23 protein-coding genes, 1 other RNA gene and 1 pseudogene are annotated in these 26484 nt (G+C 46.4%); 4 read left to right on the plus strand and 21 right to left on the minus strand.

Annotated elements, in window-relative coordinates:
* Window positions 1-62: 62 nt before the first annotated feature.
* The 16 genes and pseudogenes from lpxC to rsmI form a co-directional block, all read right to left on the minus strand.
* Window positions 63-980, minus strand: coding sequence for a UDP-3-O-acyl-N-acetylglucosamine deacetylase (gene lpxC, locus C1S74_RS08650; RefSeq protein WP_038878223.1), 918 nt, complete (start codon window positions 978-980; stop codon window positions 63-65).
* A 101-nt stretch (window positions 981-1081) separates the two neighbouring features.
* Complete coding sequence (ftsZ, locus tag C1S74_RS08655; RefSeq protein WP_038866270.1) at window positions 1082-2329, minus strand: cell division protein FtsZ; 1248 nt, start codon at window positions 2327-2329, stop codon at window positions 1082-1084.
* A 30-nt stretch (window positions 2330-2359) separates the two neighbouring features.
* Window positions 2360-3622, minus strand: coding sequence for a cell division protein FtsA (gene ftsA, locus C1S74_RS08660; RefSeq protein WP_045400369.1), 1263 nt, complete (start codon window positions 3620-3622; stop codon window positions 2360-2362).
* Window positions 3615-4400 carry a cell division protein FtsQ/DivIB gene (locus tag C1S74_RS08665; RefSeq protein WP_038866267.1) on the minus strand — a complete coding sequence of 262 codons (786 nt, stop codon included), beginning with the start codon at window positions 4398-4400 and terminating at the stop codon, window positions 3615-3617. Before C1S74_RS08665 ends, ftsA begins: the two co-directional genes overlap by 8 nt.
* 191 nt (window positions 4401-4591) lie before the next feature.
* Window positions 4592-6049, minus strand: coding sequence for a UDP-N-acetylmuramate--L-alanine ligase (gene murC / locus C1S74_RS08670; protein WP_045400372.1), 1458 nt, complete (start codon window positions 6047-6049; stop codon window positions 4592-4594).
* A gap of 22 nt (window positions 6050-6071) precedes the next feature.
* Complete coding sequence (gene murG / locus C1S74_RS08675) at window positions 6072-7139, minus strand: undecaprenyldiphospho-muramoylpentapeptide beta-N-acetylglucosaminyltransferase (RefSeq protein ID WP_039974732.1); 1068 nt, start codon at window positions 7137-7139, stop codon at window positions 6072-6074.
* Window positions 7126-8322: a cell division protein FtsW gene (gene ftsW / locus C1S74_RS08680; RefSeq protein WP_038878233.1), complete on the minus strand. Its 1197-nt coding sequence runs from the start codon at window positions 8320-8322 to the stop codon at window positions 7126-7128. The genes murG and ftsW overlap by 14 nt, the downstream gene beginning before the upstream one ends.
* Before the next feature lie 18 nt (window positions 8323-8340).
* On the minus strand, window positions 8341-9654 hold the full coding sequence (murD, locus tag C1S74_RS08685; RefSeq protein ID WP_045400375.1) for a UDP-N-acetylmuramoyl-L-alanine--D-glutamate ligase: 1314 nt from the start codon (window positions 9652-9654) through the stop codon (window positions 8341-8343).
* A gap of 39 nt (window positions 9655-9693) precedes the next feature.
* Window positions 9694-10776, minus strand: coding sequence for a phospho-N-acetylmuramoyl-pentapeptide-transferase (gene mraY / locus C1S74_RS08690; RefSeq protein ID WP_038866256.1), 1083 nt, complete (start codon window positions 10774-10776; stop codon window positions 9694-9696).
* Complete coding sequence (locus C1S74_RS08695; protein WP_045400378.1) at window positions 10776-12140, minus strand: UDP-N-acetylmuramoyl-tripeptide--D-alanyl-D-alanine ligase; 1365 nt, start codon at window positions 12138-12140, stop codon at window positions 10776-10778. The genes mraY and C1S74_RS08695 overlap by 1 nt, the downstream gene beginning before the upstream one ends.
* On the minus strand, window positions 12137-13618 hold the full coding sequence (murE, locus tag C1S74_RS08700; RefSeq protein WP_045400381.1) for a UDP-N-acetylmuramoyl-L-alanyl-D-glutamate--2,6-diaminopimelate ligase: 1482 nt from the start codon (window positions 13616-13618) through the stop codon (window positions 12137-12139). The genes C1S74_RS08695 and murE overlap by 4 nt, the downstream gene beginning before the upstream one ends.
* Before the next feature lie 60 nt (window positions 13619-13678).
* Window positions 13679-15491: pseudogene (locus C1S74_RS08705) on the minus strand (penicillin-binding transpeptidase domain-containing protein).
* Entirely contained in the window at window positions 15488-15805 is a 318-nt protein-coding gene (gene ftsL / locus C1S74_RS08710; RefSeq protein WP_038866253.1) for a cell division protein FtsL, read from the minus strand. Before ftsL ends, C1S74_RS08705 begins: the two are co-directional and overlap by 4 nt.
* A gap of 5 nt (window positions 15806-15810) precedes the next feature.
* Window positions 15811-16761 (minus strand): 16S rRNA (cytosine(1402)-N(4))-methyltransferase RsmH, encoded by a 951-nt coding sequence (gene rsmH / locus C1S74_RS08715; RefSeq protein WP_038866252.1) that lies wholly within the window; start codon window positions 16759-16761, stop codon window positions 15811-15813.
* A 176-nt stretch (window positions 16762-16937) separates the two neighbouring features.
* An RNA gene (gene rnpB / locus C1S74_RS08725) (RNase P RNA component class A) lies at window positions 16938-17366 on the minus strand.
* Between the two features lie 424 nt (window positions 17367-17790).
* Window positions 17791-18654, minus strand: a complete 864-nt coding sequence (rsmI, locus tag C1S74_RS08730; protein ID WP_038866251.1) for a 16S rRNA (cytidine(1402)-2'-O)-methyltransferase — start codon at window positions 18652-18654, stop codon at window positions 17791-17793.
* A gap of 68 nt (window positions 18655-18722) precedes the next feature.
* Here rsmI and C1S74_RS08735 point away from each other — a divergent pair, with 68 nt between their 5' ends.
* Genes C1S74_RS08735 through C1S74_RS08750 form a run of 4 tightly spaced genes read left to right on the plus strand, consistent with a single transcriptional unit; the run spans window position 18723 to window position 22180 of the window.
* Window positions 18723-20534, plus strand: a complete 1812-nt coding sequence (locus C1S74_RS08735; protein ID WP_038866250.1) for a penicillin-binding protein activator — start codon at window positions 18723-18725, stop codon at window positions 20532-20534.
* Entirely contained in the window at window positions 20521-20889 is a 369-nt protein-coding gene (locus tag C1S74_RS08740) for a YraN family protein (RefSeq protein WP_038878239.1), read from the plus strand. The genes C1S74_RS08735 and C1S74_RS08740 overlap by 14 nt, the downstream gene beginning before the upstream one ends.
* A gap of 3 nt (window positions 20890-20892) precedes the next feature.
* Complete coding sequence (locus C1S74_RS08745) at window positions 20893-21483, plus strand: phosphoheptose isomerase (protein WP_038866245.1); 591 nt, start codon at window positions 20893-20895, stop codon at window positions 21481-21483.
* A gap of 22 nt (window positions 21484-21505) precedes the next feature.
* On the plus strand, window positions 21506-22180 hold the full coding sequence (locus tag C1S74_RS08750; protein WP_045400385.1) for a BON domain-containing protein: 675 nt from the start codon (window positions 21506-21508) through the stop codon (window positions 22178-22180).
* Window positions 22181-22233: 53 nt separating this feature from the next.
* Here the strand turns inward: C1S74_RS08750 and sspB are convergent, their stop codons facing one another.
* The 5 genes from sspB to petA all read right to left on the minus strand — a co-directional run bounded on the left by sspB (window position 22234) and on the right by petA (window position 26061).
* The gene (sspB, locus tag C1S74_RS08755) at window positions 22234-22716 is read right to left on the minus strand and encodes a ClpXP protease specificity-enhancing factor (protein ID WP_045400388.1); all 483 of its coding nucleotides are present in this window, start codon (window positions 22714-22716) and stop codon (window positions 22234-22236) included.
* 22 nt (window positions 22717-22738) lie between these two features.
* Window positions 22739-23374, minus strand: coding sequence for a stringent starvation protein SspA (gene sspA / locus C1S74_RS08760; RefSeq protein WP_005436105.1), 636 nt, complete (start codon window positions 23372-23374; stop codon window positions 22739-22741).
* Between the two features lie 97 nt (window positions 23375-23471).
* Window positions 23472-24209 carry a cytochrome c1 gene (locus tag C1S74_RS08765; protein ID WP_042599749.1) on the minus strand — a complete coding sequence of 246 codons (738 nt, stop codon included), beginning with the start codon at window positions 24207-24209 and terminating at the stop codon, window positions 23472-23474.
* Entirely contained in the window at window positions 24206-25471 is a 1266-nt protein-coding gene (locus C1S74_RS08770) for a cytochrome b (RefSeq protein ID WP_038866236.1), read from the minus strand. Before C1S74_RS08770 ends, C1S74_RS08765 begins: the two co-directional genes overlap by 4 nt.
* Window positions 25471-26061 (minus strand): ubiquinol-cytochrome c reductase iron-sulfur subunit, encoded by a 591-nt coding sequence (gene petA / locus C1S74_RS08775; RefSeq protein ID WP_038866234.1) that lies wholly within the window; start codon window positions 26059-26061, stop codon window positions 25471-25473. Before petA ends, C1S74_RS08770 begins: the two co-directional genes overlap by 1 nt.
* Window positions 26062-26484 lie beyond the last annotated feature (423 nt).

Here is a 26484-nt window from a genome sequence, read left to right on the forward strand (position 1 = left end):
CTCAGATAGTAAAAAACCAGGCGACGGCCTGGTTTTTTTAATCTATTTTGCGTCAGCGTTGATTACGCAAGCACCATGTTTGGCTCTGCAAATGCAACTGGTGAACCGACTTCTTCTTCGAATGTTGTCCATTCCCATGCTTCTTGATCAGCAAGAACAGCACGCAGAAGTTGGTTATTCAGACCGTGACCTGATTTATAAGCGCGGAATTCACCAATAATTGCATGACCACACATGTAAAGGTCACCAATGGCATCCAACACTTTGTGAGTCACAAACTCGTTTTCAAAACGAAGACCTTCTTCATTAAGAATACGGTAGTCATCCAAAACAATCGCATTATCAAAGCTACCACCTAGAACAAGGTTCTGAGATTGCAGATATTCGATGTCACGCATAAAACCAAACGTACGTGCACGAGAAATTTCGCGAACGAAACCTTGAGAAGAGAAATCAAACATAAGGCGTTGCTCGTCTGATTCAATCGCAGGGTGGTTGAAGTCAATCTCGAAGTCCATGCGGAAGCCGTTAAATGGCACAAATTCTGCCCACTTATCGCCATCTTCAAAACGAACTGGTTTTTTAATACGAATAAAGCGCTTAGGTACATTTTGCATCTCGATACCTGCTTGTTGTAGCAAGTATACGAATGGGCTTGCACTGCCATCCATAATAGGGATTTCAGGTGCGTCAACTTCAACTACGATGTTGTCAATACCCATACCAGCGAGTGCCGCATTCAAGTGTTCAACAGTTGAAATACGAATACCTTCATCGTTCACTAATGCCGTACAAAGCATAGTGTCACGAACAGATGCCGGATCAGCTGGAAAATCTACAGGTGGATTTACATCAGTACGACGGTAAATGATACCTGTATTTGCAGCAGCTGGGCGCAGAGTAAGCGTGACTTTACGACCAGAGTGGAGACCCACACCAGTTGTTTTCACTATTTCTTTCAGAGTACGTTGTCTGATCATCTGCTTGCCTCTCTAAAATATGCTACAAAACACGGCCGTCTGTAACGTCGACCGTGAATGCTACCATAATTTTGAGCTATGTCAAATTTACGGGTTAAAGATTAATCAGCCTGACGACGCAAAAATGCCGGAATATCTAAGTAACCACTTTCTTTCTCTTGCTTCGGTGCCGCCGAACTTTGGCTTGCAGAAGAAGCTGGAGAAGAAACGGTATTTGTCGGCTGAGGAGTTACCTGTGGCTTCTCTTGCACTGGTGAAGTTTGCAAGGTTTGTGCCGGTTTCTCTTCAGCTTGCGGTGCCGCAGTTTGCTGCTGTGGTTGAGCTTGAGGAGCTGCCTGAGTCGGAGCCACTTTCGCTTTGCCACCCGCAACTAGCGTGATATCTGGTTTCTTCTCATTACCAATACCTGTTGCAACAACAGTTACGCGGATTTCGTCCGTCATATCAGGGTCTAGAGATGTACCGATAACCACTGTTGCATTGTCAGAAGCAAATGCTTTCACTGTGTTACCCACGGTCTCAAACTCGTCAAGACGCATGTCCAGACCAGCCGTAATGTTAACAAGAACACCACGGGCACCAGCTAGATCGATATCTTCTAGAAGTGGGCTAGAAATTGCCATCTCTGCCGCTTCTTCAGCACGGTCTTCGCCTTTCGCGATGCCGCTACCCATCATTGCGTGACCCATTTCTGACATCACAGTGCGTACGTCTGCAAAGTCGACGTTGATCATGCCAGGACGAGTGATTAGCTCTGCGATACCTTGAACAGCGTTTTTAAGAACGTCGTTCGCACTCGCAAATGCTTCAAGTAGCGTAACACCACGACCAAGTACTTTAAGTAGCTTTTCGTTTGGAATCGTAATCAAAGAATCAACGTGCTTAGAAAGCTCATCGATACCTTGCTCTGCAAATGCCAAACGCTTTTTGCCTTCAAAGCTGAACGGTTTTGTTACTACCGCAACGGTCAGAATGCCAAGCTCTTTAGCGACTTCTGCGATAACAGGAGCTGCACCAGTACCTGTACCACCACCCATACCTGCTGCGATAAACACCATATCGGCACCAGTTAGGGAATCTTTAAGTCTATCTCTGTCTTCGAGAGCTGCCTCACGGCCAACCTGTGGATTCGCACCTGCCCCCAGACCTTTAGTGATGTCACCACCGATCTGAATAACATTGCCAACGCTTGTCTTACGAAGTGCTTGCGCATCAGTGTTGACGCTGATGAATTCCACACCTTCGATGGATTCACGCACCATGTGTTCAACAGCGTTACCACCGCCGCCACCAACTCCAACGACCTTGATTACTGCATCGTCAGACATTTCCATCATCGGTTCAAACATGTGTTGTCTCCGTTTATCCTGCAACTCAGGTTAAAACTCTTTTTGTATCCAATTACGCAATTTACCGAAGAAGCCAGTAACAGATGAGCGCTTAGGTTCATTATAATCGCTATCGTCGCTAGACTGCATGTCTCTCGCGTAATGAAGTAATCCAACTGCCGTAGAATGGTACGGCTCTTTTACATAGTCAGTTAATCCGCTGACTTCGAGCGGTTTGCCGACCCTTACTTGGTTGCGGAATACGCGTTCCGCACATTCTATCACTCCTTCGATTTGCGCAGCACCGCCGGTGAGAACTACACCCGCAGCAAGATGGTGTTTAATGCCTTCTTCGCGCAATTTCGCTTGTACAGAGTCGATAGTTTGGTTAACTAATCCCATCAGCTCAGAGTAGCGTGGTTCAATCACTTCTGACAAAGTCTGACGTTGCAGACTACGTGAAGGTCGACCACCTACGCTTGGGACGTTAACCGTGTCATCCTTACTGACCAGTTCACTCAAGGCGCAGCCATATTTGACTTTGATTTCTTCAGCATCGCTCACTGGCGTACCAAAAGCAAAAGCAATATCGCTAGTTACCGCATTTCCTGCGTAAGAAAATACTTCTGTGTGACGCAACGCACCACCGGTCCAGATAGAAACATCCATCGTGCCGGCACCGATATCCACCACACAAACCCCAAGCTCTCTTTCGTCCTCGGTAATTACTGCATTACTCGCAGCAAGCCCAGAAAACACAAGTTGCTCTACTTTAAGACCACAACGTTCTACGGCCTTAATGATATTGCGTGCCATATCATTATGGCATGAGATCAAATGGACGCTTACTTCCATTCTCACTCCAGATAAACCAAGTGGGTTTTTGATACCCTCTTGGTAGTCGATGGTGAACTCTTGCGGAATCACATGAAGGATTCGTTGTTCATCACCGATTTTAATCGATTTGGCTGTATGGATAGCACGATCCATATCTTCTTGAGACACTTCTTCATCAGAAATCGTGCCCATACCTTTTTCAATTCGGCTTGCGATATGCTTACCAGACAACGAAATGAATACTCGGCTGATTTGGCATTCCGCCATTAGCTCAGCTTGATCAATTGCGCGTTGTACTGATTTTACAACCGACTCCAAATCATTCACGCCACCTTTATCCATGCCGCGTGAGGGGCTGCTACCAGCACCAATAATATTTATTTGGCCATCAGGTAGAATCTCGCCCACTAGAGCTGATACGGTTGCAGTGCCTATATCCAGACCAACAATAATGTTGTCATCAGCGGCCTTAGTCATCTGTACTCTCTTGTTCTAACTCATGTTCAGGAAACCAACCAACCGCGGCTCCCGTATCGTATCGAAGATCGATATAACTGATTCTTTGAGTGTCACTGCCAAGCTTGTTATAAAGCGAGAAAAAGCGCTCTATTCGCTCATCCAGAGACTCTTTACCAAGCTCTAGTCGAATACCGTTATCAAGGATGATTTGCCAAGCTCGTCGCTCATTTAAAACCAGAGACGATATAGCTAAACCCAATTGTTGGAACTTAGGTCGGAGTTCGCGGTAGGTTTGCAAGACTTCCGGCCCAGTTGCATTGGGTCCATATAACTTAACTTTCTCTTCCTTTAGCAGGCCGACATCGCCTTCAAATACCAAACCGTTGTTATCCAACAGTTCGATGCCATTCCAGATGGCGACAGGGCGATGTTCTGTCAAAAATACTTTTACCGTGTCTGGCCATTGCTTACGGATCGCGGCATGCGCGACCCAAGGTAAGGCTTCAACACTTTGTTGCAAGACATCGATGTCTTGCGACATAAACGTGCCGATATGATCAATCTTGCTAAACGCTGCTTGAACATCGTCTGCGGTGACGTACTCCAGTTTTCCTTGAAGCACGATTTTGGAGAGAGGTAACCTTTGGTCATCCCACATCCAACTGATCGCTGAGTACAAAACAGAACTGATTAAGGTCACGACGACAACGAAAAATAGCACACCCAAGATTTTCTCTTGGCGACCACGGTTAGTCTCCGTGTTAAGTCGCTCTTCATTCAGTGCAATATTCAACAACGTCTTTGTTTCCTGACTTTTGTCTTGTACTTTTCACCGTGTGAGTACACATCGGCAAAAGTATTGACTTTAACCTTGGGATTATACTGAGCTCTTGTAAACTATCAAACACTGATAGCGATAAATCACAACGATCTTGACGCAAAATCGAGATCTATGTCTTTCTCTGTGCATTGCGTCAATTTTCGTGATTACCCGAGCATCTTATTAATGTTCAACTCAAGCGTTGCCAATTGCTTAGCGACTTTACCAACATCACCGGCACCTTGAGTTAAGATCAAGTCGCCATCTTGTATAACGTTAGCTAAAACTGACGGCAATTGCTCTATTTCAGGCACAAAAATTGGATCTACCTTCCCACGACTACGAATCGTTCGGCATAAAGCACGACCATCAGCGCCAGCGATAGGCTTTTCACCCGCCGCATAGACATCCAGCATGATCAGTACATCAACTTGCTCTAGCACGTTAGCAAAATCATCGTAAAGGTCACGAGTTCGGCTGTAACGGTGTGGTTGGAAAATCATAACAAGACGCTTGTCTTGCCAACCGGCGCGCGCTGCATTGATCGTCACGTCCACTTCTGTTGGGTGGTGACCATAATCATCGACAAGCATGGCATGACCATTACCAGTATCGAACTCACCTAAATGGTCAAAGCGACGACCCGTACCTTGGGTTCCCGCCATTGCTTTTAGAATCGCTTCATCAGTGATGTCGTCTTCTGTCGCTACGGCAATCGCGGCTGACGCATTCAGTGCATTGTGGCGACCTGGGATATTTAGTGTGATATCCAGATTCGCACGCCCTTCACGAACCACGGTGAACATGCCTTGCTGGCCTTCTTGGTGGTAGTTCTCGATACGTACATCGGCATCTTCAGAAAAACCGTAAGTGATCACTTGGCGGCTAATACGTGGAATCAGCTCACGAATCACAGGATCATCTATACACACGATCGCTTGACCGTAAAACGGTAAATTATGAAGGAAGTCGATGAAGGTTTGCTTCAAAGTTTCGAAGTCACCGCCGTACGTATCCATATGGTCAGCTTCGATGTTCGTGACGATGCTCACCATAGGTTGTAGATGCAGGAATGACGCATCACTCTCGTCCGCTTCTGCAATCAAAATTCGGCTAGAGCCTAGACGCGCGTTAGTGCCAGCACTCTTAACTAAACCACCGTTAACAAACGTTGGATCTAAACCTGCTTCAGAATAGATTTGTGTCACTAACGCAGTCGTCGTGGTTTTACCGTGTGTGCCAGCAACGGCAATACCGTGACGGAATCGCATCAGCTCAGCCAGCATCTCTGCGCGGCGTACAATTGGAATACGTAATTCGCGAGCCGCGATGACTTCGGGGTTTTCTTCGTTGATTGCTGTTGAAACCACAACCACACTGGCTTTTTCCACATTGCTGGCTTGGTGACCGATAAACACGGTTGCACCTTTTGATACCAAACGCTCCGTCACTGGGTTCTCTGATAGATCAGAACCTGTGATTTGGTAGCCTTCATTCAACAGCACTTCTGCAATGCCGCTCATGCCCGCACCACCAATACCGATGAAGTGGATGGATTTCACGCGGCGCATCTCTGGCACCATTGCGCGAATCTGAGCTAAGTCTTGTGTATGTTGGATTGTCATCAATTCTATTCTCAATAATTCGTTAACGCTTTTCGGTCAAAGCGACAATGGCTTGTGCGACTGTTTTATCCGCATCTAACTTTGCTGCACTGCGTGCTTGCTCAGCCATTGTAAGTAAAGCTTGTCGATCCAATTGTTGGATCTGTTGAGTCAATGACTCAACGGTTAAATCTGGTTGTTCAATCATCTTAGCCGCACCGCAATCCACCAAGTGGTCTGCATTCAATGCTTGCTGGCGGTCTTTATGCATAAACGGCACAAAAATGGCACCAACACCGGCAGCTGAAACTTCAGATACAGTGAGTGCACCTGAACGACAAACCAAAAGGTCAGCCCATGCATAAGCATTTGCTACATCGTCGATGAATTCGGTTACTTCTGCATTCACAACACCATTGGCTTGGTACGCTGTATTCACTTCTTCAGCAGCACCTTTACCCGCTTGATGACGAATACAGTAATCTTCGCCCAATTTCGCCATCACTTCTGGCAGAGTTTGGTTAAGAATGCGTGCGCCTTGGCTTCCACCCATCACCAAAATACGAATCGGACCTTGTCGCTCTTGCATCCGCTCAGTTGGCGCTTCCAGTTGAGTCACGTCTTCACGAACTGGGTTACCAACCACTTCTGCTTTTGGAAAAGCACCAGGAAAGGCTTGAAATACCTTTTTGGCAATTTTCGATAGCCATTGGTTAGTTAAACCCGCGACAGCATTTTGTTCATGCAGGACAACAGGAATACCACTCATCCAAGCGGCAATACCACCAGGACCACTCACGTAACCGCCCATACCAAGCACGGCATCTGGCTGCCAGCGTTTCATGTGAGCACGTGCCTGCTTGATGGCATTAATAATCTGAAATGGTGCCACAAGAAGACGCTTAACGCCTTGACCTCGTAGACCTTTTACTTTGATAAAGTCGATTTCAATGCCATGTTTCGGCACTAAATCCGCCTCCATTCTATCCGCAGTACCTAACCAGCGGATCTCCCAGCCTTGCTCCTGCAGTTGTTTTGCAACCGCTAAACCTGGGAACACGTGACCGCCAGTACCACCAGCCATCACCATCAAACGTTTATTTTTCTTCATCGATTTGTTTTTCTAGTTCTTTCTGGCCGCGCTTCAAACGGCATTCATGATCGATACGCAGCAATATAGACACCGCTACGGACATAATGATTAAACTCGAACCACCATAACTGATCAGCGGCAGAGTAAGACCTTTGGTTGGAACGATACCGGCCGCTGCGCCAACATTAACCAGCGTCTGGAAAGCAAACCAAATACCAATACCAAATGCGAGGTAACCGCCAAACATTTCGCCTTCTTCAAAAGCTCGTTTGCCGATATAAACCGCTTTAAGCACCAAACTGAAAATCAGCATTAACACTAACACGACACCAACAAAACCCAGCTCTTCAGCCAGTACCGCAAACACGAAGTCAGTGTGCGCTTCTGGAAGATATTCCAGTTTTTGAATCGAGTTGCCTAAACCTTGCCCAAACCATTCACCACGACCAAATGCCATGAGAGATTGAGTCAACTGATAGCCGCTACCGAATGGGTCTTCCCAAGGGTCGAGAAACGAGGTAACACGACGAATACGGTATGGCTCGACCAAAATCAAACCAACCACGGCAGCAATACCAGCAATCATGAGCGCTAAAAACTGAGTCAGCTTGGCTCCAGCAATGAACAGCATGCCAAACAGCGTCACAAGCATTACAACCACGGTACCTAGATCGGGCTGCCCTAGAAGCAACACGGCGAAGAAGGCAAACACCATGATGGGCTTCATGAAACCGCCAAAGAAGGTTTGGCGAACTTCGTCTTGCTTACGCACCAGATAGCCGGACATAAAGACGAATAGCGAGAGCTTCGCGACTTCGGCCGGTTGCAAGTTAAACAGTCCCAGCGGGATCCAACGCGATGCTCCGTTTACCGACTTGCCAGCCAATAATACGATGATGAGTAAGCCAAACGAGATCCACAATAAGTAATGGCTTCGCTTAAACCATTGTTCTAATGGGATTTGAAGAATGACGGCAGACACACCAATCGCCAGCACCAAGAAAGTGGCATGACGGAACATAAAGTGAAATGGCTGATCCGTTAGACGTGAGCTGATTGGAAATGATGCTGATGTCACCATCACCAAACCGGTTAACATCAAACCCAGTGCGATCCATACGAGTTGACGGTCAAAGAGCGCCTCTGGAGCAGGATGCTTAAGCCAAGTGCCAATGCTGCGTTTAACGTTACCTAAACCCACGAAGTGTGTGACCTTTAATTATGCATATTTCTCAGCAAGAGCCGCAAATGCGTCACCTCTTGCCATAAAGTTGTCGAATTGATCAAAGCTAGCACATGCCGGAGATAGCATCACCATATCGCCCGTATTTAACTGCGAAGATATCTGTTGAATCACATCTTCCATGGTGTCGAAACGAGTTGCGGATTCATGCAGTGGCATAAAATCATCGCCATCTTTGCCAAAGCAGCAAAGTTGCAAATTAAGCGTCGCTAAGATCGGCTTTAATGGTGTGAAATCTGCGCCTTTACCAACACCACCAACCAACAAATACAATTTACCCATTGATTCTAAGCCAGAAAGCGCAGCCATAGTGCTCGCAATATTAGTTGCTTTGGAGTCATTCACCCATTTTACACCATGATTATCCGCAACCACTTGGCATCGATGTGTCAAACCAGTGTAAATTTTCAGTGCATTCAAGGATTTGTGATAATCCACATCCGCCGCTTTAAGCAGAGCAAGTACGACAAGAGCGTTAGCTAAGTTATGCTTACCAACCAACTTCAATTCATCACTGGCAATCACGCGCTGACCATGATCAAGCAACCAAGTACGGTTACCGTCAGATTCAAGTCCGTAAGCCTGCTCATCACTACCAAACGTCACCAACGGCGTATCAGTGTCAGGAAAGGTTTCTTGATCATCACGGTTAACCACTGCCAGTTCGGCGTTATCAAAAATACGCAACTTCGCTTGTCGGTAGTCCGCCATGCCCTCATAACGATCCATATGATCTTCAGAAAGGTTAAGAAACGCGGCCGCTTTGAGTTTTAAGCTCGACGTGGTTTCCAGCTGGAAACTAGACAGCTCTAGCACATATAAATCAGCATCTTGGTTTAGTAAATCCAATGCAGGGACGCCAATATTTCCGCCAACCCCAACTTCTAAACCAGCTCCCTTTGCCATCACGCCAGTCAGATCGGTAACCGTACTTTTGCCATTAGAGCCAGTAATCGCAATAACAGGTTTATCGACTGCCCACGCGAAGAGCTCGATATCACCAACAACTGGCTTTCCTTTCGCAAGAACCGATTGTATTTCTGGTGTCGCTAAGGCGATGCCTGGGTTAGTCACGACTAAGTCAGCTTCTGCAAGCCATTCGGTATTCCAACCACCGCTGTGGAGTTCTACCTGCTCTGGCAAACGCTCAGCCCCCGGAGGGTTAGTGCGCGTATCAATGACTTTGATCGTCAGTTGCGGTTGAGTTTTTGTGAGGTGTTTAACGACAGAGAGCCCGGTAATACCGAGCCCTACGACGACGACCTTATGTATGTTTTGCCAACGTTCCATATTTGATCACGCAATTTGTCTTGTTCTTGGAAAGTGCGATTAACGCACTTTCAGAGTCGCTAGACCAATCAGAACAAGAACCATAGAAATAATCCAGAAGCGCACGATTACGCGAGGCTCTGGCCAACCTTTTAATTCGTAGTGATGGTGAATCGGTGCCATACGGAAAATACGCTGACCACGTAGTTTATAAGAACCTACCTGTAGAATTACCGATAGCGTTTCCATTACAAACACACCACCCATGATCACCAGTACCAACTCTTGACGAACCAGTACAGCGATAGTACCAAGCGCGCCACCTAGAGCAAGTGAACCAACATCGCCCATGAATACTTGCGCTGGGTAAGTGTTGAACCACAAGAAACCAAGGCCCGCACCGACGATTGCAGTACAAACGACAACCAGCTCAGAAGCGTGTGGGAGGTATGGAATATGAAGGTATTCAGAGAAGTTAATGTTACCTGTCGCCCAAGCAATTACAGCAAAGCCAGCCGCAACCAGAACCGTTGGCATGATAGCCAAGCCGTCTAGGCCATCGGTTAGGTTTACCGCATTACTAGTACCCACAATAACGAAGTAAGTGAGGATAATGTACATCAAACCAAGTTGCGGCATGATGTCTTTAAAGAATGGCACAACAAGTTGAGTAGCTGCGGTATCTTTGCCGTAAGCGTACAGCGCAAACGCCACGACAAATGCAATCAGCGACTGCCAAAAGTACTTCCAACGAGCAATCAGACCGTCGGTATTCTTACGAACGACTTTACGATAGTCATCAACAAAACCAATCGCCCCATAACCAAGCAGTACCGTCAGCACCGCCCACACGTATGGGTTCGATAAATCAGTCCATAAAAGAATAGTGATAGAAATAGCAGCCAAAATCATGATGCCCCCCATTGTTGGGGTACCACGCTTGCTAAAGTGAGACTCTGGACCTTCGTTACGAACAACCTGACCAATTTGTAGCATCTGTAGACGCTTGATCATGATAGGCCCCATCCATAAAGACAGACCTAAAGCAGTAAGTACACTAAGGATTGCTCGAAACGACAGGTATTCAAACAATCGGAAAAAAGACAGGTATGGCTGTAGCAGCTCGGCAAGCCAAATAATCATTAATAATACTCCTTCAAAGCAGCAGCGACTTCAAACATACGAGCACCGTTCGCTCCTTTCACCAACATTGTATGGTGTTGAGGTGCGGTTTGGTCTAGATGCTGCTTGATGTAGTCAATCATCTCTGGATGTGTCTCGAAATGGATGCCGTCACAAAGTTCGCTAATGACCTTCGTGTCTGCACCATACGTGAGAACGTGTTCAAATTTTTGTGGGGCAGCATGTTCCCCGACTTGACGATGAAGTGCAAGACTTTCCTCACCCAACTCCGCCATATTGCCTAAAATCAACCAACGCTCACCTTGGAACGCACTAAGCAAGTCCACCGCGGCCTTCATCGCTGGAACACTCGCATTATAGCTGTCATCAATTAGCTTGATTTTATCGCTGAGTTCCTCAACTTCGACTCGACCTTTCACTTTGTTTAAATGTTTAAGGCCATCACGCACTTCTTCTAACGTCGCGCCCATCTGCAACGCAATGATAGAGGCCGCAATCGCGTTCGCAACGTTGTGTTGACCTATAATACCCAGAGACAGTTCAATTTCTTGTGAGTCTATTGCGAGATGTAGGTTAAAGCTTGCTTCGCCAGCGGCGTTCATCACAATATTTGTTGCATAAAAGTCAGCATCGGTGTTCGTTTGGGAAAACGTGATGACTTGCTTATCGGCAAGAACATGGTTCCACTTCTCACCACCATTGCTATCGAGGTTCACAATCGCAACACCGCCAGCAGGCAATCCCTGATAAATCTCGCCTTTAGCCTGTTTTACGCCATCAATCGAACCAAACCCCTCTAAGTGAGCGGCAGCTACGTTGTTGACTAACGCAATGTTCGGATGAACCAGTTGAGTCGTATATTCGATCTCACCAATATGGTTGGCTCCAAGTTCAATCACAGCGTAATCATCGTCTTGTTGCGATCTCAATAAGGTTAGCGGAACACCAATGTCATTGTTGAAGTTGCCCGCGGTAAACAGTACTTTGCCTTTCAGCTGCAGGATACTTGCAACCATCTCTTTTACTGTAGTTTTGCCACAACTGCCTGTAATAGCCACTGTCGGTGTTTGACACGAATTGTGTACCCAAGATGCGACTTCACCTAACGCAACCTTAGTATCGGTAACAACAACTTGAGGGACATTCACATTAAGTTGCTTTTGCACTAACAGTGCGCCCGCCCCTGACTCCACCGCTTGTTGGCAGAAATCGTGAGCATCAAAACGGTCTCCAACCAAAGCAACAAAAAGAGCACCTTGTTCGATGGCTCGAGTGTCGGTAGAAACAGATTCAATAGATAGGTCATTGCCAACCAGCTCACCGCCAGTCATATCCGCGACTTGAGAAAGCGTTACTGTGATCATGATGAAAGCCCCAATAGCGTCATGGCTGACTCGCGGTCAGAGTAATGGATGGTTCCAGAGTTTAGAATTTGGTAGTCCTCATGACCTTTACCTGCCAGAAGGATAATGTCTTGCAGAGAAGCATGTTCCAGTGCGTAAGACAGCGCTTTAAAACGGTCATGCTGCACAATCGCCTCAGCAGGTTTTGTTAGGCCGGCCAGCATGTCTTTCATGATCAGCACAGGGTCTTCACTGCGAGGGTTATCATCGGTAAGCACAATCTTGTCACCCAAACGCTCAGCGATTTCCGCCATCATTGGGCGCTTACCAGCATCACGGTCACCACCACATCCGAAAATAGCCCAAAGCTCACCTTGGCAATGCACACGCAATGCTTGCAACGCTTTCTCTAGCGCGTCAGGTGTGTGGGCGTAATCCACCACGACTTTTGCCTTGTCGTCAGCTTGGAAGAGTTCCATACGACCAAGTACGGGTTGCAATTGGCCGGCTGTCGCAAGCAACGTCGGCTTATCGAAACCTAGGCAAAGTAACGTTGTGAATGCCAACATCAGGTTCGCTGCATTGAACTCGCCAATCAGCGGTGCATGAAGTATTCCTTCACCAAACTTGCCATCAAACTCAATCGTAATGCCTGACTCTGCGTAAACAATGTCAGTAGCAAATACGGATTGTAGGAATTCTGAATTCGGCTTGAGTGAAACAGCTACGGCATTCGATAATTGCTTCGCCCACGCTGCTCCCACCGTATCATCGACATTGATGATCGCATGCTCGCATTGGTGAGTGGTAAACAGCATCAGCTTCGCCTTTGCATACTCTTCCATCGTGCCATGATAATCCAAGTGATCACGGCTCAGATTGGTAAACACACCAGCGGTAAAAGACAATGCTTTAACACGACCTTGAATCAGACCATGAGAGGAAACTTCAAGCGCAGTGTATTGTGCTTTTTGCTCGGCGAGCGAGGATAGGGTCTTTTGGATTTCAACTGCGTTGCCTGTGGTGTTTGCGGCTTCTTGCAGATCATCTAGAAAGCCATTCCCCGTTGTCCCCATTACCGCCGCTTTGGAACCGACCAAATCAATCCATTGGGCAATAAGCTGAGTAATGGTGGTTTTACCGTTAGTACCAGTGACACCAATCAGCTCCATATTTGGATAACGGTAGAACTGACCTGCGATTTGAGAAAGGCACTTATCCAGTGCATCGAGGTAAATCACTGGAACATTATCAACAATCTCAATCGTACCGTGTGCTTTTCGCTCACAGGCTTGAGCGATCACCGCGTTAGCACCTTGCTGGATGGCCTTCGCGATAAAATCACGTCCATCGACAGCATGGCCAATGATGGCAACAAAAGTAGTGCCGGACTGAACTCGTCTACTATCGAGTTCCAGTTCAGAGACAAGAACGGACGACAAACTTGGGCAATCAACCCAATTGGAAAGCAGCGCGTCCATACTGATGGCTTTGGTCATATTTGTTCTCCGAGCTTTAGCTCAGCTTTCTAGATTTTGTTTCTCAGTAAACATCAAAGCCTACTGTTGGAATTTGTTTTCGTCAGGGGCAACATTCAGAATTTGCAGCGCGCCTTTCATGATTTCAGAAAAGACTGGCGAAGCAACTGAACCGCCATAGTAGTCATCACCTTGCGGTTCATTAACTACAACAACCAATGCAAGTCTTGGATCGCTCACAGGAGCAACACCGGCCGTGTAGTTGATGTACTCATCACTATAGCCACCAGCGGTTGCTTTTCGAGCCGTACCCGTTTTGGCGCCAACTCGATAGCCCGGAACCGCAGCACGACGGGCTGAACCGCCTTTTTGCGTTACCGTTTCCAGCATATCGAGTACAAGGCGTGCATTTTTTTGGCTAACGACTTGGCGAGCCATATCGTTATCGTTACTTTCGATAATATGAATCGGCTCATATTTACCTAAGTTACCCAAGGTTGCGTAAGCATGCGCTAACTGAATTGGGGTCACCGATAAACCGTAACCAAAGGCGATGGTGGCGCGTTCAATTGGCGACCAACGCGAGCGACTCGGGAAAATACCCACAACTTCACCGACTAAGTTCAAGCCAGAAAGTTCTCCCAAACCAACAGAACTGTATAAACCAAGCAATGCTTCTACTGGCATACGCATAGCTAACTTGGTCACACCGATATTACTCGATTTCTTCAAGATGGTCGTTAAGCTCGCTTTCCCTACCTTTGGTGCATCACGAACACGGCTGCCACCCAATTGAAGAATACCGTTTCCAGTATCGACGATGGTGTCTTTATCCGCGACCTCATTTTCTAAGGCGGCCAAAACAACGAATGGCTTAATTGTAGAGCCCGGCTCTAAAGAGTCGGTGATTACTCGGTTACGCATTTTGTAACTTTGCCAATCGCTACGATTATTTGGGTTATAAGATGGCGCGTTCACCATCGCCAACACAGCGCCCGTTTTTACATCAAGCACCACTACAGAACCAGATGTTGCGCGATGGTCAGCAACCGCTTGTTTAATTGCGCGATAAGCAACAGCTTGAATTCGCTGATCAATAGTCAGTTGTAGCGGTTTACCTTCTTGTTTCTCTTCAAGAGCAATATTCTCAACAACACGGCCATAGCGGTCTTTACGAATGGTTTTCTTACCTGCAGCACCAGTTAACCATTCATCATAGCTTCGCTCTACACCTTCTAGACCATGACCATCAATCCCCGTAACACCGACTAAGTGAGCACTAACCTCACCAGCAGGATAGTAACGACGAGATTCAGACTTCAAGCCTACACCGGGTAGTTTGAGTTCACGAATGTAGTTAGCCATCGCAGGGCTTACCTGACGCTGAAGGTAGATAAAGCGACGCTTTTCATTTTTCTTGATCTTATTGATCAGGCCTTGTCGGTCCAAACCAAGAACGTCAGCTAATGCATACCAACTTTTGGTTTGCTGTAGCGCGCCCTCTTTGAAGATGGTTTTTGGATCGGCCCATACAGCCTCAACAGGAACACTAACGGCAAGAGGTTCGCCATTGCGATCAGAGATTATACCGCGCGCAGAAGGAATGGCTTTAACACGGACTGAACGAAGGTCACCTTGCTTGATAAGGTTATCAGGCTCGATGATTTGAATGTAGGCAACGCGCCCAACGAGTAGGGCAAATGCACAAAAGACGAAAAAACAGCAGTAACTGAAAGCGCCAGCGAATCAAAAAGGATTCGGGTTCAACAACGTCTGTTTCTTGAGGTTCTTTTGCTTCCTTGGTGGGTTGCGACTTTGCAGCAACCACTTTCTTTTCTTTGGCTGCTGGCTTGCGCGAATTTCCTTGTTTCGATTTGGCTTTCTTTCCAATCATTTTAGCGTGATAACCACTTCTTTATCGCCATCTGGTCGTTTCATTTCAAGATCCTTCTTTGCCAAGTCTTGAACGCGACTGTGTTCCGCGAGGGCTGTTTCTTCCAACATTAGGTTGCGCCATTCGCTATCCAATCGCTCTCGCTCAACCAATGTATGATCTTTTTCAGTGATCGCTTGACGCGCATGATGGGTGGCAAAGACCACTCCCATTGCCGATGAAAATATTAAAATCATCAACAATAACGACCAGCGACCAACGGAAATCAAATCCGTCGCAATCAACTTAGCAAGATTAGGAGTGGTTTTCGTCATAATAATTAAAGCTTTTCTGCAATTCTTAGTACTGAACTACGAGAGCGAGGGTTGAGTTCGATTTCTTGCTTCGTTGGCTTAATCGCCTTGCTCACCGCTTTCATGTTTGCACTGCCCAATGCTCGGATTTGTTCTTCCGTCATTGGGATGCCATGTGGCACTTCTGGGCCTTTGCTCTCTTTACGGATAAAGCGTTTCACCATACGGTCTTCCAACGAATGGAAGCTGATGACCGATAGGCGACCTTCTGGAGCAAGAATGCTCGCAGCGCCTTTTAATGCCGTATCAATTTCTTCTAGTTCACTGTTGATGTAAATGCGAAAAGCCTGAAAAGCACGAGTCGCTGGGTGTTTTTTCTCTTTGAAACTCTTTGGTGCGGCGTCCGAAATCAGCTTTGCTAGTTGACCAGTGCGAACCATCGGCTCGTTCTCTTCATCTTCGCGGTATGCCACGATTGCTTTGGCAATGCGACGTGCATGTTTGTCTTCACCAAACTCACGAATCACCCAAGTGATATCATCGAGATCAGCTTCCATCAACCATTGTGAAACTGGAACGCCAGAAGTCGGGTCCATACGCATATCTAACGGGCCATCTTTCATAAAGCTAAAGCCACGTTCAGCATCATCAAGCTGTGGAGAAGAAACGCCAAGGTCTAGTAAGACACCATCGACTTTACCCACAAGATCGTACTCTTCTGCATACTGCGCCATGCCTGAAAATGGACCATGGATGATAGTAAAACGAGGATCGTCAATTTTTCCAGCTTCAGCAATCGCTTGAGGATCGCGATCGATGCTGTACAAACGGCCGTTTTCGCCTAATTTCGACAAGATAGTTCGGCTGTGACCGCCACGGCCAAATGTTCCATCGATATAGATACCATCGGGTTTGATAGCCAAGCCATCAATGGATTCATTTAATAACACTGAGATATGTTGAAATGTTTCGGTCATAGCTTTCTCGTTGAATGATCTTGAAGCGATTCTTTAGTGTACTGATTTCCCACATCATCGCCACCTCAAGTCTAAAGTTAGACGTGATTCAGCGCCAAGTTTATTGGTAATGACATAGTTTGCGTCAATAAAATGCAAAAAACCCATCACTACCGAAGTAGTGATGGGTCTCGAATAGGTGGAGCCGACACATAAGCCGGGTTCTGTTCCGCTTGCGCGGCGGTAGCCATTCGTCTAGGCCAGCAATCACTCACTGGCTCGAGCAACCTACCCGCCTCCTTACGCGAGCAACGCAATGTGGAGGCCTATTTGGTCTTGCTTCAGGTGGAGTTTACCCTGCTACGAACTATTACTAGTCGTCCGGTGCGCTCTTACCGCACCCTTTCACCCTTACCTGTGCCCTAAGGCCATCGGCGGTCTTCTCTCTGCTGCACTTGTCGTAGGCTTGCGCCCCCCAGGCGTTACCTGGCACCTTGCTCTATGAAGCCCGGACTTTCCTCCCCTTTGTCAGTCTCCCGAAGGACGTCAACGTCAGTCTCCCAAAGGGACCTCAACGTCAGTCTCCCGAAGGACATCAACAAAGCAGCGACTACCCAGTCAGCTCCGAGGGCGGATTGTATAGAGTTATCTACTCAGAGTCTAGTGAGATCACAGAATTGCTGAAAACGGCGGGTTAAGTGCTCAAAAAGACAGCAGCGAATGGAAACGCTTCGCTCCGAGAGAAAAAAAATGGAGCACTGCGGTTTGGGACTCGGGATCATGATGCTCCGAAGGATGGCCTTGAAAGTAAAGTGGGAAAATAAATGCACAGTTACATTAACAACGCACTTCTTAACCCTGTCTATGTAAGATTAAAAACTCCTGCACTCATAAACAACAAAAGGAGAGTCGCGTTAACGGCTCCCCTTCTTAATCTTATCTAGATAACTAGGAAAACTAACGGCTCTTAAAGGAAACTACCAAAGCGCACCTCTCGATTATCACATCTCAAAGCAAAGTGCTCCCGAAGCGCCAACGCTCTACGGACTTCTAGTTCAGATTCTCTAAGCCCCACTTATAAAGTGCGTTCTTTTTCAGACTGTAGATTTCTGCGGCTAATGCTGCAGCTTTCTTTAACGGCAGTTCTTTCGTCAGAATAGCCAAAGTGCGGGTCGCTTCGTCTGGTAGCGATTCTTCGCTTGAATCACGGTGACCGTGAATAAGGAGTACCATCTCGCCACGTTGTTGGTTTCCGTCACTTTTCACCCATTCAATCAATTCGCCAAGTGGCATTCCCTGAATAGTTTCAAAGGTTTTCGTTAACTCACGAGCTAACACGACTTCTCGTTCTGGACCAAGAACGTCTAACATGTCTTGTAGAGAGTCTAAAATGCGATGCGGTGATTCATAAAAGATACAAGTGCGTTCCACTGACGCAATTTCTAAGAACTTGTCTTTACGGCCTTTGCTTTTCGGTGGTAGAAAGCCTTCAAAGCTAAAACGATCCGATGGCAAACCAGACGCACTTAACGCAGTGATGACCGCACACGCACCAGGAAGAGGCACAACTCTAACGCCCGCTTGACGACATTTTGTTACCAAGTGGTATCCTGGATCGCTTATTAGCGGCGTACCAGCGTCAGACACCAAAGCGATTGACTGACCTGATAGTAGCTTTTCAACCAAAACTTGGGCTTTTTGCTGCTCGTTATGATCGTGTAGCGCGAAAGTTTTGGTTTGGATATTGAAGTGAGACAGTAATTTGCCCGTATGTCGAGTATCCTCAGCGGCAATGATGTCCACATTCGACAGAACTTCGATAGCACGTTGAGTGATATCCGCTAAATTTCCGATTGGAGTCGGTACGATGTAGAGAGTTGGCCCCTCATTCGGCAACTTATTTTTATCTGTCATTTGTTTACGATCACTTCAACGATTAATATAGAGACAATTTTGTACAAAATTATAGAGAACTCACGGCAATGATGAACCATAAGAGACTCAGTGTACCACGCTTACTCACTCCTGTTGCACTGGCAATTACGCTCGCCGCCTGTTCTTCAGGCCCGCGCCAACCAGATAGCGTAGACATTACACTAGAGCCTACACAGTCTGCTCAGAACTACATGATTCAAGCTGATAGCACGGAAGGTAGCCTACAAAACGACTGGTTGATCATGGCTGCAAAAGCGGCGATTCAAGCCAACGAATTGGATCAAGCAGAGTTGCTTATCAAGCGACTTGGCCGCCAGCAATTGACCGAAGTTCAACAAGCTGAATGGCAACTGGCTCGAGCGACCATACAACAAAAGCAAGGCAATTACTCTCAATTGCTGCAAACGTTGAACTTCCAATCATGGTGGAAGCTGCCAAGTGAGCAGTGGAAAGACTACTACCAATTGCGTGCTGACGCTTATCAAAGTCTGAACCAACCGTTCGAAGCAAACCGCCAGCTCGTAGCTCAAGGTCAATATGCTTCATCCGCGGAACAACGTGAGATCTCTAGCCGAATTTGGATGAATTTTGGCAGCTATTCTGAAAACGAATTAACGTCATTGCAAACAGCGCCAAATGAAGATGTGCTGGACGGGTGGCTGCAATTAGCTACCTACGCCAAAACACTTTCAAGTAACTTACCTCAATTACAAAACACGTTAGAGCGCTGGTTAGACGAAAATCCATCACACCCAGCTGCGGTTTATACGCCAGCAGAAATCCAAAATATCTTGTCGCTGGATATTGTGAAACCAAACAATACGGCGCTGTTGTTACCACTAACCGGTAAATTTGCACCGCAAGCTCAGTTGATCCGTGATGGCTTCATCTTCGCAATGATGAATGATGATGTACGCGACCCAAGTGCAACGTTAACCGTAATTGATACTCACGCGTACAGTGCAGACCAAATCAAACAGCGCTTAATCAATGAGAATATCGACTTTGTTGTGGGACCACTACAGAAAGAAAACGTTGAGAAGCTGCAAGCAACACTAGATGGCTCTGAAACTGGCGTGAAGATCCCAGCGCTGGCATTGAACATCCCAGAGGAAGTTCAACCAGGAACAGACATGTGTTACCTAGCACTGTCTCCAGAGCAAGAAGTCGCACAAGCGGCGAAGTACCTTTTCAATCAGGGCTACCAATTCCCAATGATCTTGGCTCCGAATGGCGCTTACGGTCAGCGTGTGGTTGAAGCCTTCAATGAAGAATGGCGCAAGTACAGCTCAAATAAAGTGGCTTCGAGCTACTTTGGCGATAAACGTCAGTTACAGAAGAACATTAACAATGTATTCGGTCTACAAGAGAGCCAGCAGCGTATCGCCCAAATGCAGTCACTGATGCGTATTTCTTTAGAGAGCCCACCACGCAGTCGTCGTGATGTCGATGCGGTTTACATTGTCGCACGAAGCTCTGAGCTAACACTGATCAAACCCTTTATTGAAGTAGCGATTAACCCAGATGCGAAGCCGCCAAAACTGTTCTCAAACTCACGCAGTAACAGTGGTGGTGCAACGTATGAAGATCTATCTGGTGTGGCTTACAGTGACATTCCAATGTTGATCAACCCTGACCCTACCGTTATGGCAGAAATGAACGAGTTATGGTCAGATCAATCCAACATGGAAAAACGTTTAGAAGCGCTTGGTATGGACGCCTATAAGCTCATTGGTGAGTTACCACAGATGAAGCTTCTGCCGGGTTACTCAGTAAGCGGCCAAACAGGTGTACTTAGCATTGACAACAACTGTGTTGTGCAACGCGAGCTAGACTGGGCCGAGCGTGGGGCTCTTTAGCAAGCGACAAATCGGTGACCAATACGAAACCCTGGCGAAGCAATATTTGCAGCGTCAGGGTTTACGCTTTATAGCTCAAAACTTTCTGACCAAAGTCGGCGAAATTGATTTAATCTTCCAACAAGGTGAAACTATCGTCTTTGTTGAGGTCAAATATCGTAATAATGATCGCTTTGGCTCAGCAGCAGAGATGGTCACCCGCGCAAAAATGCGTAAACTAGTCAAAACAGCCCAAATTTGGCTAAGCCAGCAAAAACGTATGGCACAAAATATAGATTATCGGTTTGATGTGGTCGCCATTCACGACAGTGGTAGAGACATTAACTGGATACAAAATGCAATCTCTGAAGGATAAACGATGCTAGACAGCATTAAAGACAGTTTTACAGAAAGTATTCAAATTCAAATTGCGGCAGCAGAAGCGCTGCCAGATGCCATCACTCACGCCGCTCAAGCAATGGTGTCGAGCCTGCTCAATGGCAACAAAATCCTATGCTGTGGCAACGGTGGCAGTGCTTCGAACTCGCAACAGTTTGTCTCTTGCCTTTTGAACCGATTCGAAACTGAACGCCCTAGCCTTCCAGCAATGGCTTTAACAGCAGACAACACAACATTGACTGCGGTAGCGAACGATTACCACTACCAAGAGATCTTCTCTAAGCAAGTACGCGCATTTGGCCAACCGGGCGATATCTTGTTGGCGATCTCAACCAGTGGCAACAGCAAAAACGTCATTAAAGCAATGGAAGCCGCAGTAACTCGCGACATGACGATCATTGCTTTTACAGGTAAAGATGGTGGTGAGATGGCTGGTCTACTGGGTGAGCACGACGTTGAAATTCGTATCCCATCCCACCGCACAGCGCGCATTCATGAAGTTCATATGGTGACACTTCACTGCCTGTGTGATCTAATCGACCAAGTGCTTTTCCCAGCTCACGAAGAATAATCCAGATTGAGAGTTTAGAATTATGATACGTAGTTTTGTCATTTTATGTGCAGCACTCAGTATGAGTGGTTGTGCAGGTTTATTTATTGCCGGGGCAGCGACAACTGCTAATATCGTCACTGATACGCGAACCACAAAAGAGATTTGGCAAGACAACAACATCGAATTCGAAGTTGCGGCCATCGGTAACAAAGCCCCCTTCAAAGGCAAAGCTCGTATCGTCGCTAGCGCATACAACGGAACGGTTGTTCTAATGGGACAAGCACCGACTCAAGAACTCATCAATGAGTTTGAAAATCGAGCACGTGAAGTTGATGGCGTTGAGAACATCCATAATCAAATTAAACAGAAAGAGCCACTGAGCGTAACTCAAATCAGCAACGACAGTTGGATTACCACAAAAGTAAAATCCGCCTTGTTGACTGACAGCGATCTAAACGGTGTGAAAGTAAAAGTCATTACCGAAGACAGCGACGTATTCTTATTTGGTTACGTGACACCTGAGCAAAGTCAGAAAGCGACTGATATCGCACGAAACATTTCTGGAGTAAAACAAGTCATTAAAGGGTTCCAATACGGCGATGAAAAACCACTCGAAGTGGAAGAGTCCGAAGTGGTGAAAAGCCAAGAAGCTGAAGTCAGTGACTTGAATACGACAACGAAAGCAACGCCGATAGAAGAAACCGACGTGAATTAGTGTTGCAGCGTAGATAAATGAAAAGAAAAAAGCAGCGTAAACGCTGCTTTTTTTTATTTGATAACTCTTAAGCTCGGTCTGCCTTTCGGGCGAGGCGTTTCTTCCTCTTCCGATTCGGTTTCCGCAACCTCAGAAGGCTCATCGCTTACGGTAGAGAACGTTGGAGATACATCTTCCTCAACAATCCCTTCTTCTTCGATGTGAGTGTAAGCTTCTTCAGGCTCAAACATAGTCCCAGCGCCATTCTCGCGAGCATAGATAGCTTGAACAGCATACACTGGCACGATAACGGAATGCGGGCGACCACTAAAGCGAGCTTGAAAGGTAATCGCATCATTACCCAACTCTAGATGACCAACAGCACGTGGAGCAATATTCAAGATGATTTGACCATCTTGAATAAACTCAACTGGTACACGCACACCTGGCATAGTTGCATCTACAACCAAGTGCGGAGTTAAGTCGTTGTCTACTAGCCAATCGTAAAATGCACGAAGCATATACGGACGGCGAGCAGTCATTTTAGCAATATCCATAACAAGTAAACTGAACCGTTAATTAGCGAACTAGGCGCATTTCACGTTCAGCTTCTGTTAGAGAAGCTAGGAATGAATCACGTTCAAACACGCGGTTCATGTAAACCTTGATTTCTTTTGAGCCAGGGCCAACAAGATCAATACCTAGTTGAGGTAGACGCCACAATAGTGGTGCTAGGTAACAATCGATTAGGCTGAACTCTTCACTCATGAAGTATTCGTACTCAGCAAAGATAGGCGCTAGAGTCAGAAGATCATTACGTAGTTTAGTACGCGCTTTTTCTGATTCTTCCGCGTTACCCTTAACCACTTTTTCAGCGAGTGAGTACCAGTTACGTTCGATACGGTACATCATCAAACGGCTGTTACCACGAGCTACTGGGTAAACAGGCATTAGAGGTGGATGAGGGAAACGCTCGTCCAGGTACTCCATGATGATTTTTGAATCGTAAAGAGCTAGCTCACGGTCAACAAGAGTTGGCACTGATTTGTATGGGTTTAACTCTACAAGCTCAGCAGGAAGGTTTGCTTCATCTACAAGCTCAACTTCAACGCTTACGCCTTTTTCAGCTAGTACGATGCGAACCTGATGGCTATACAAATCTGATGCACTCGAGAAAAGAGTCATCACAGAACGTTTATTGGCAGCTACAGCCATGGAGCCCTCCAGTACACTTACAAATAAAAATAATGGAGGCGCTAGCCTCCATTATTCGTCAATTAAAATTGGGAATTAGCACGGTATGATAGCACAATTAATGCACATCACGCCAATACTCTTTCTTGAGCAACACGACAACGATAGTTAATAGAACTAGGAAGCCCATTACCCACCAGCCAATTGCATGACGTTCTAGTTGAACAGGGTCACCGGAGTACACCAAGAAGTTCACGAGGTCGCCGACTGCTTTGTCGTATTCGCCAGAACTTAGCTCACCAGTACCGCTGGTTTGTGTGCCAACAACGACTTGTACTTCTTCACCATCTACGATTTTAGTGCCGTAAACTGGCATAGGAATACCTTGAAGCTCTTCAAGCACATGCGGCATACCAACACTTGGGAATACAATGTTGTTCACCCCAAATGGACGAGATGGGTCAACATAGAAAGAACGCAGGTAAGTGTATAGCCAATCTGCACCACGAACTCGAGCAACCAAAGTTAAGTCTGGTGGCGGTGCACCAAACCAGTCAGCCGCTTGCTTCGCAGGCATTGCATTTACCATTAGATCACCAACCTTTGCTTCTGGATCGAAGATCAGGTTTTCTTTCATTAGATCAATCGGAATATCCAAGTCTGTCGCAACACGCTCGTAACGCTGGTATTGCGTTGAGTGACAAGCAAAACAGTAGTTCATGAATAGCTTCGCGCCATTTTGCAGCGAAGCCTTATCCGTTAAGTCCACGTTCGCCTTATCTAACGGAACGTTGGCACCCGCTGCCATAGCAAGAGACGGCAGCATAGCAAATAGAATTACAATCCACTTCTTCATTTGAATGTCACCCTCTCTGGTAGTGGTTTGGTTGCTTCATTTTTGCTGTAGAAGAACAGCAATACAAAGAACATGAAGTAACACAAGCTAAAGATCTGAGACAGAATCGTGTACAACGGCGTTGCCGGCAATGCACCCAAAATACCCAGAGCAATAAAGGCGATAGTGAATTGAATAATATTAAATAGATGGATCTTACTACGGTAACGGTACGAACGTACTTTACAGCGATCCAGCCAAGGAAGAACAAACAGCACCACAATAGACGCGCCCATTAGGATTACACCCAATAGTTTGTCTGGAACCGCACGCAAGATTGCGTAAAACGGCGTGAAGTACCATACCGGAGCGATGTGCTCAGGTGTCTTCAATGGGTTTGCTGCCTCAAAGTTAGGCGGCTCAAGGAAGTACCCACCCATTTCTGGGTTGAAGAACAATACATAACAGAAGAAGAACAAGAAGCCAGCAACACCAACAAGATCCTTAACCGTACCGTATGGATGGAAAGGAATTGAGTCGATGATGTCGTATTTCTTCGTGTAGTATTCGTGGAACTTAAATTGCGTATTGTAATCGTCACCCATAGAGCCTTTTGGTAGCTTCGTTTCGATACCATCAGGGTTGTTAGAGCCGACTTCGTGCAGGGCCAGTACGTGTAGCACAACAAGAAGAAGCAGAACGATAGGTAGTGCAATTACATGTAGTGCGAAGAAACGGTTTAGTGTTGCACCTGAGATGATGTAGTCACCACGGATCCAAAGCGTTAGGTCGTCGCCAATAACAGGAATCGCACCAAATAGAGAAATGATTACCTGGGCACCCCAATATGACATCTGACCCCATGGTAGTAGATAACCCATGAACGCTTCTGCCATTAGAACCAAGAAGATCAACATACCGAAGATCCACAGTAGCTCACGAGGCTTTTGGTAAGAACCGTAGATCAGACCACGGAACATGTGTAGGTACACAACGACAAAGAACGCCGAAGCGCCAGTTGAGTGCATGTAACGCAATAGCCAACCGTACTCAACATCACGCATGATGTATTCAATAGAAGCAAACGCGCCATCGCCAGACGGAACGTAGTTCATCGTTAGCCAAATACCTGTAAGAATCTGGTTAACAAGTACCAACATTGCCAAGGAACCGAAAAGGTACCAAAAGTTGAAGTTCTTTGGCATTGGGTATTCAGACAAGTGCTTTTTATAAGCATTCATCGCTGGAATACGTTTTTCTACCCAGTCTAATATCGCTTGCATTATGCATCTCCCTCATCAACACCGATCATGAGCTTGGTGTCGCTCAAGTACATGTGCTTAGGAACGACCAAGTTCAGTGGCGCTGGAACACCCTGGAACACTCGACCAGCCATATCAAACTTAGAACCATGACAAGGACAGAAGAAGCCCGACTTAACGCCTTGTACTTGTTCTGAGAACGTATCTGGTAGGTAAGTAGGTGAACAGCCCAAGTGAGTACAGAAACCAACCGCCACAAAATACTCAGGTTTGATCGAGCGGTACTCGTTCTGAGCATAAACTGGTTGTTGTTCCATTTCTGATTGCGGGTCACGAAGCTGACCATCAATACTCTTAAGATTATCGACCACTTCTTGAGTTCGGCGTACTACCCATACAGGCTTACCCTGCCACTCAACACGGACCATTTGGCCTGGTTCAATTTTACTGATATCCACTTCCACCGGCGCGCCAGCAGCTTTCGCTTTGGCACTCGGGTTCCATGATTTGATAAAAGGAACGGCGACGGCAGCTGCCCCTAAGCCACCAACAACTGCCGTTGTAGCGGTTAGAAAACGCCTGCGACCGTTATTTAAAGGCGCGTTGCTCATCCAAACATTCTCCCATTTGCTCCCTTTGGATCGTTATTATTCCGCTTATAAGAGCATGGCTAACAAATTATGAATTTAGTTCTATTTATTGGGGGGAAATGATAAAGAAAACCCTACTTTTTGACAAGATAAAGCTACCTTTTTGTAACATTTGTGAGGCAAATCGCCCACGCCGTCACAAAAGCGGCAAAATTATAAAAAATAGATGTGATTTGTAACAAGAAAGCGAAACGAATAACGACTAAAAACAAGAGCTAACGCCTTTTATTTCGGTTGTTTTCAGCGGATTAAGCAGAAAGATATTTCAAGAATGTGAAGGTACTCTCCACTTTTATCATGTGCGATTTGTAGCACGAATAAATTGCATAAAGCAGTACATAAGACAAACAAATGTTGCCAGGATATTAAGGAGAGGTGCTGAAG

This window comes from Vibrio hyugaensis (assembly GCF_002906655.1).
Taxonomy (GTDB): Bacteria; Pseudomonadota; Gammaproteobacteria; order Enterobacterales; family Vibrionaceae; genus Vibrio; species Vibrio hyugaensis.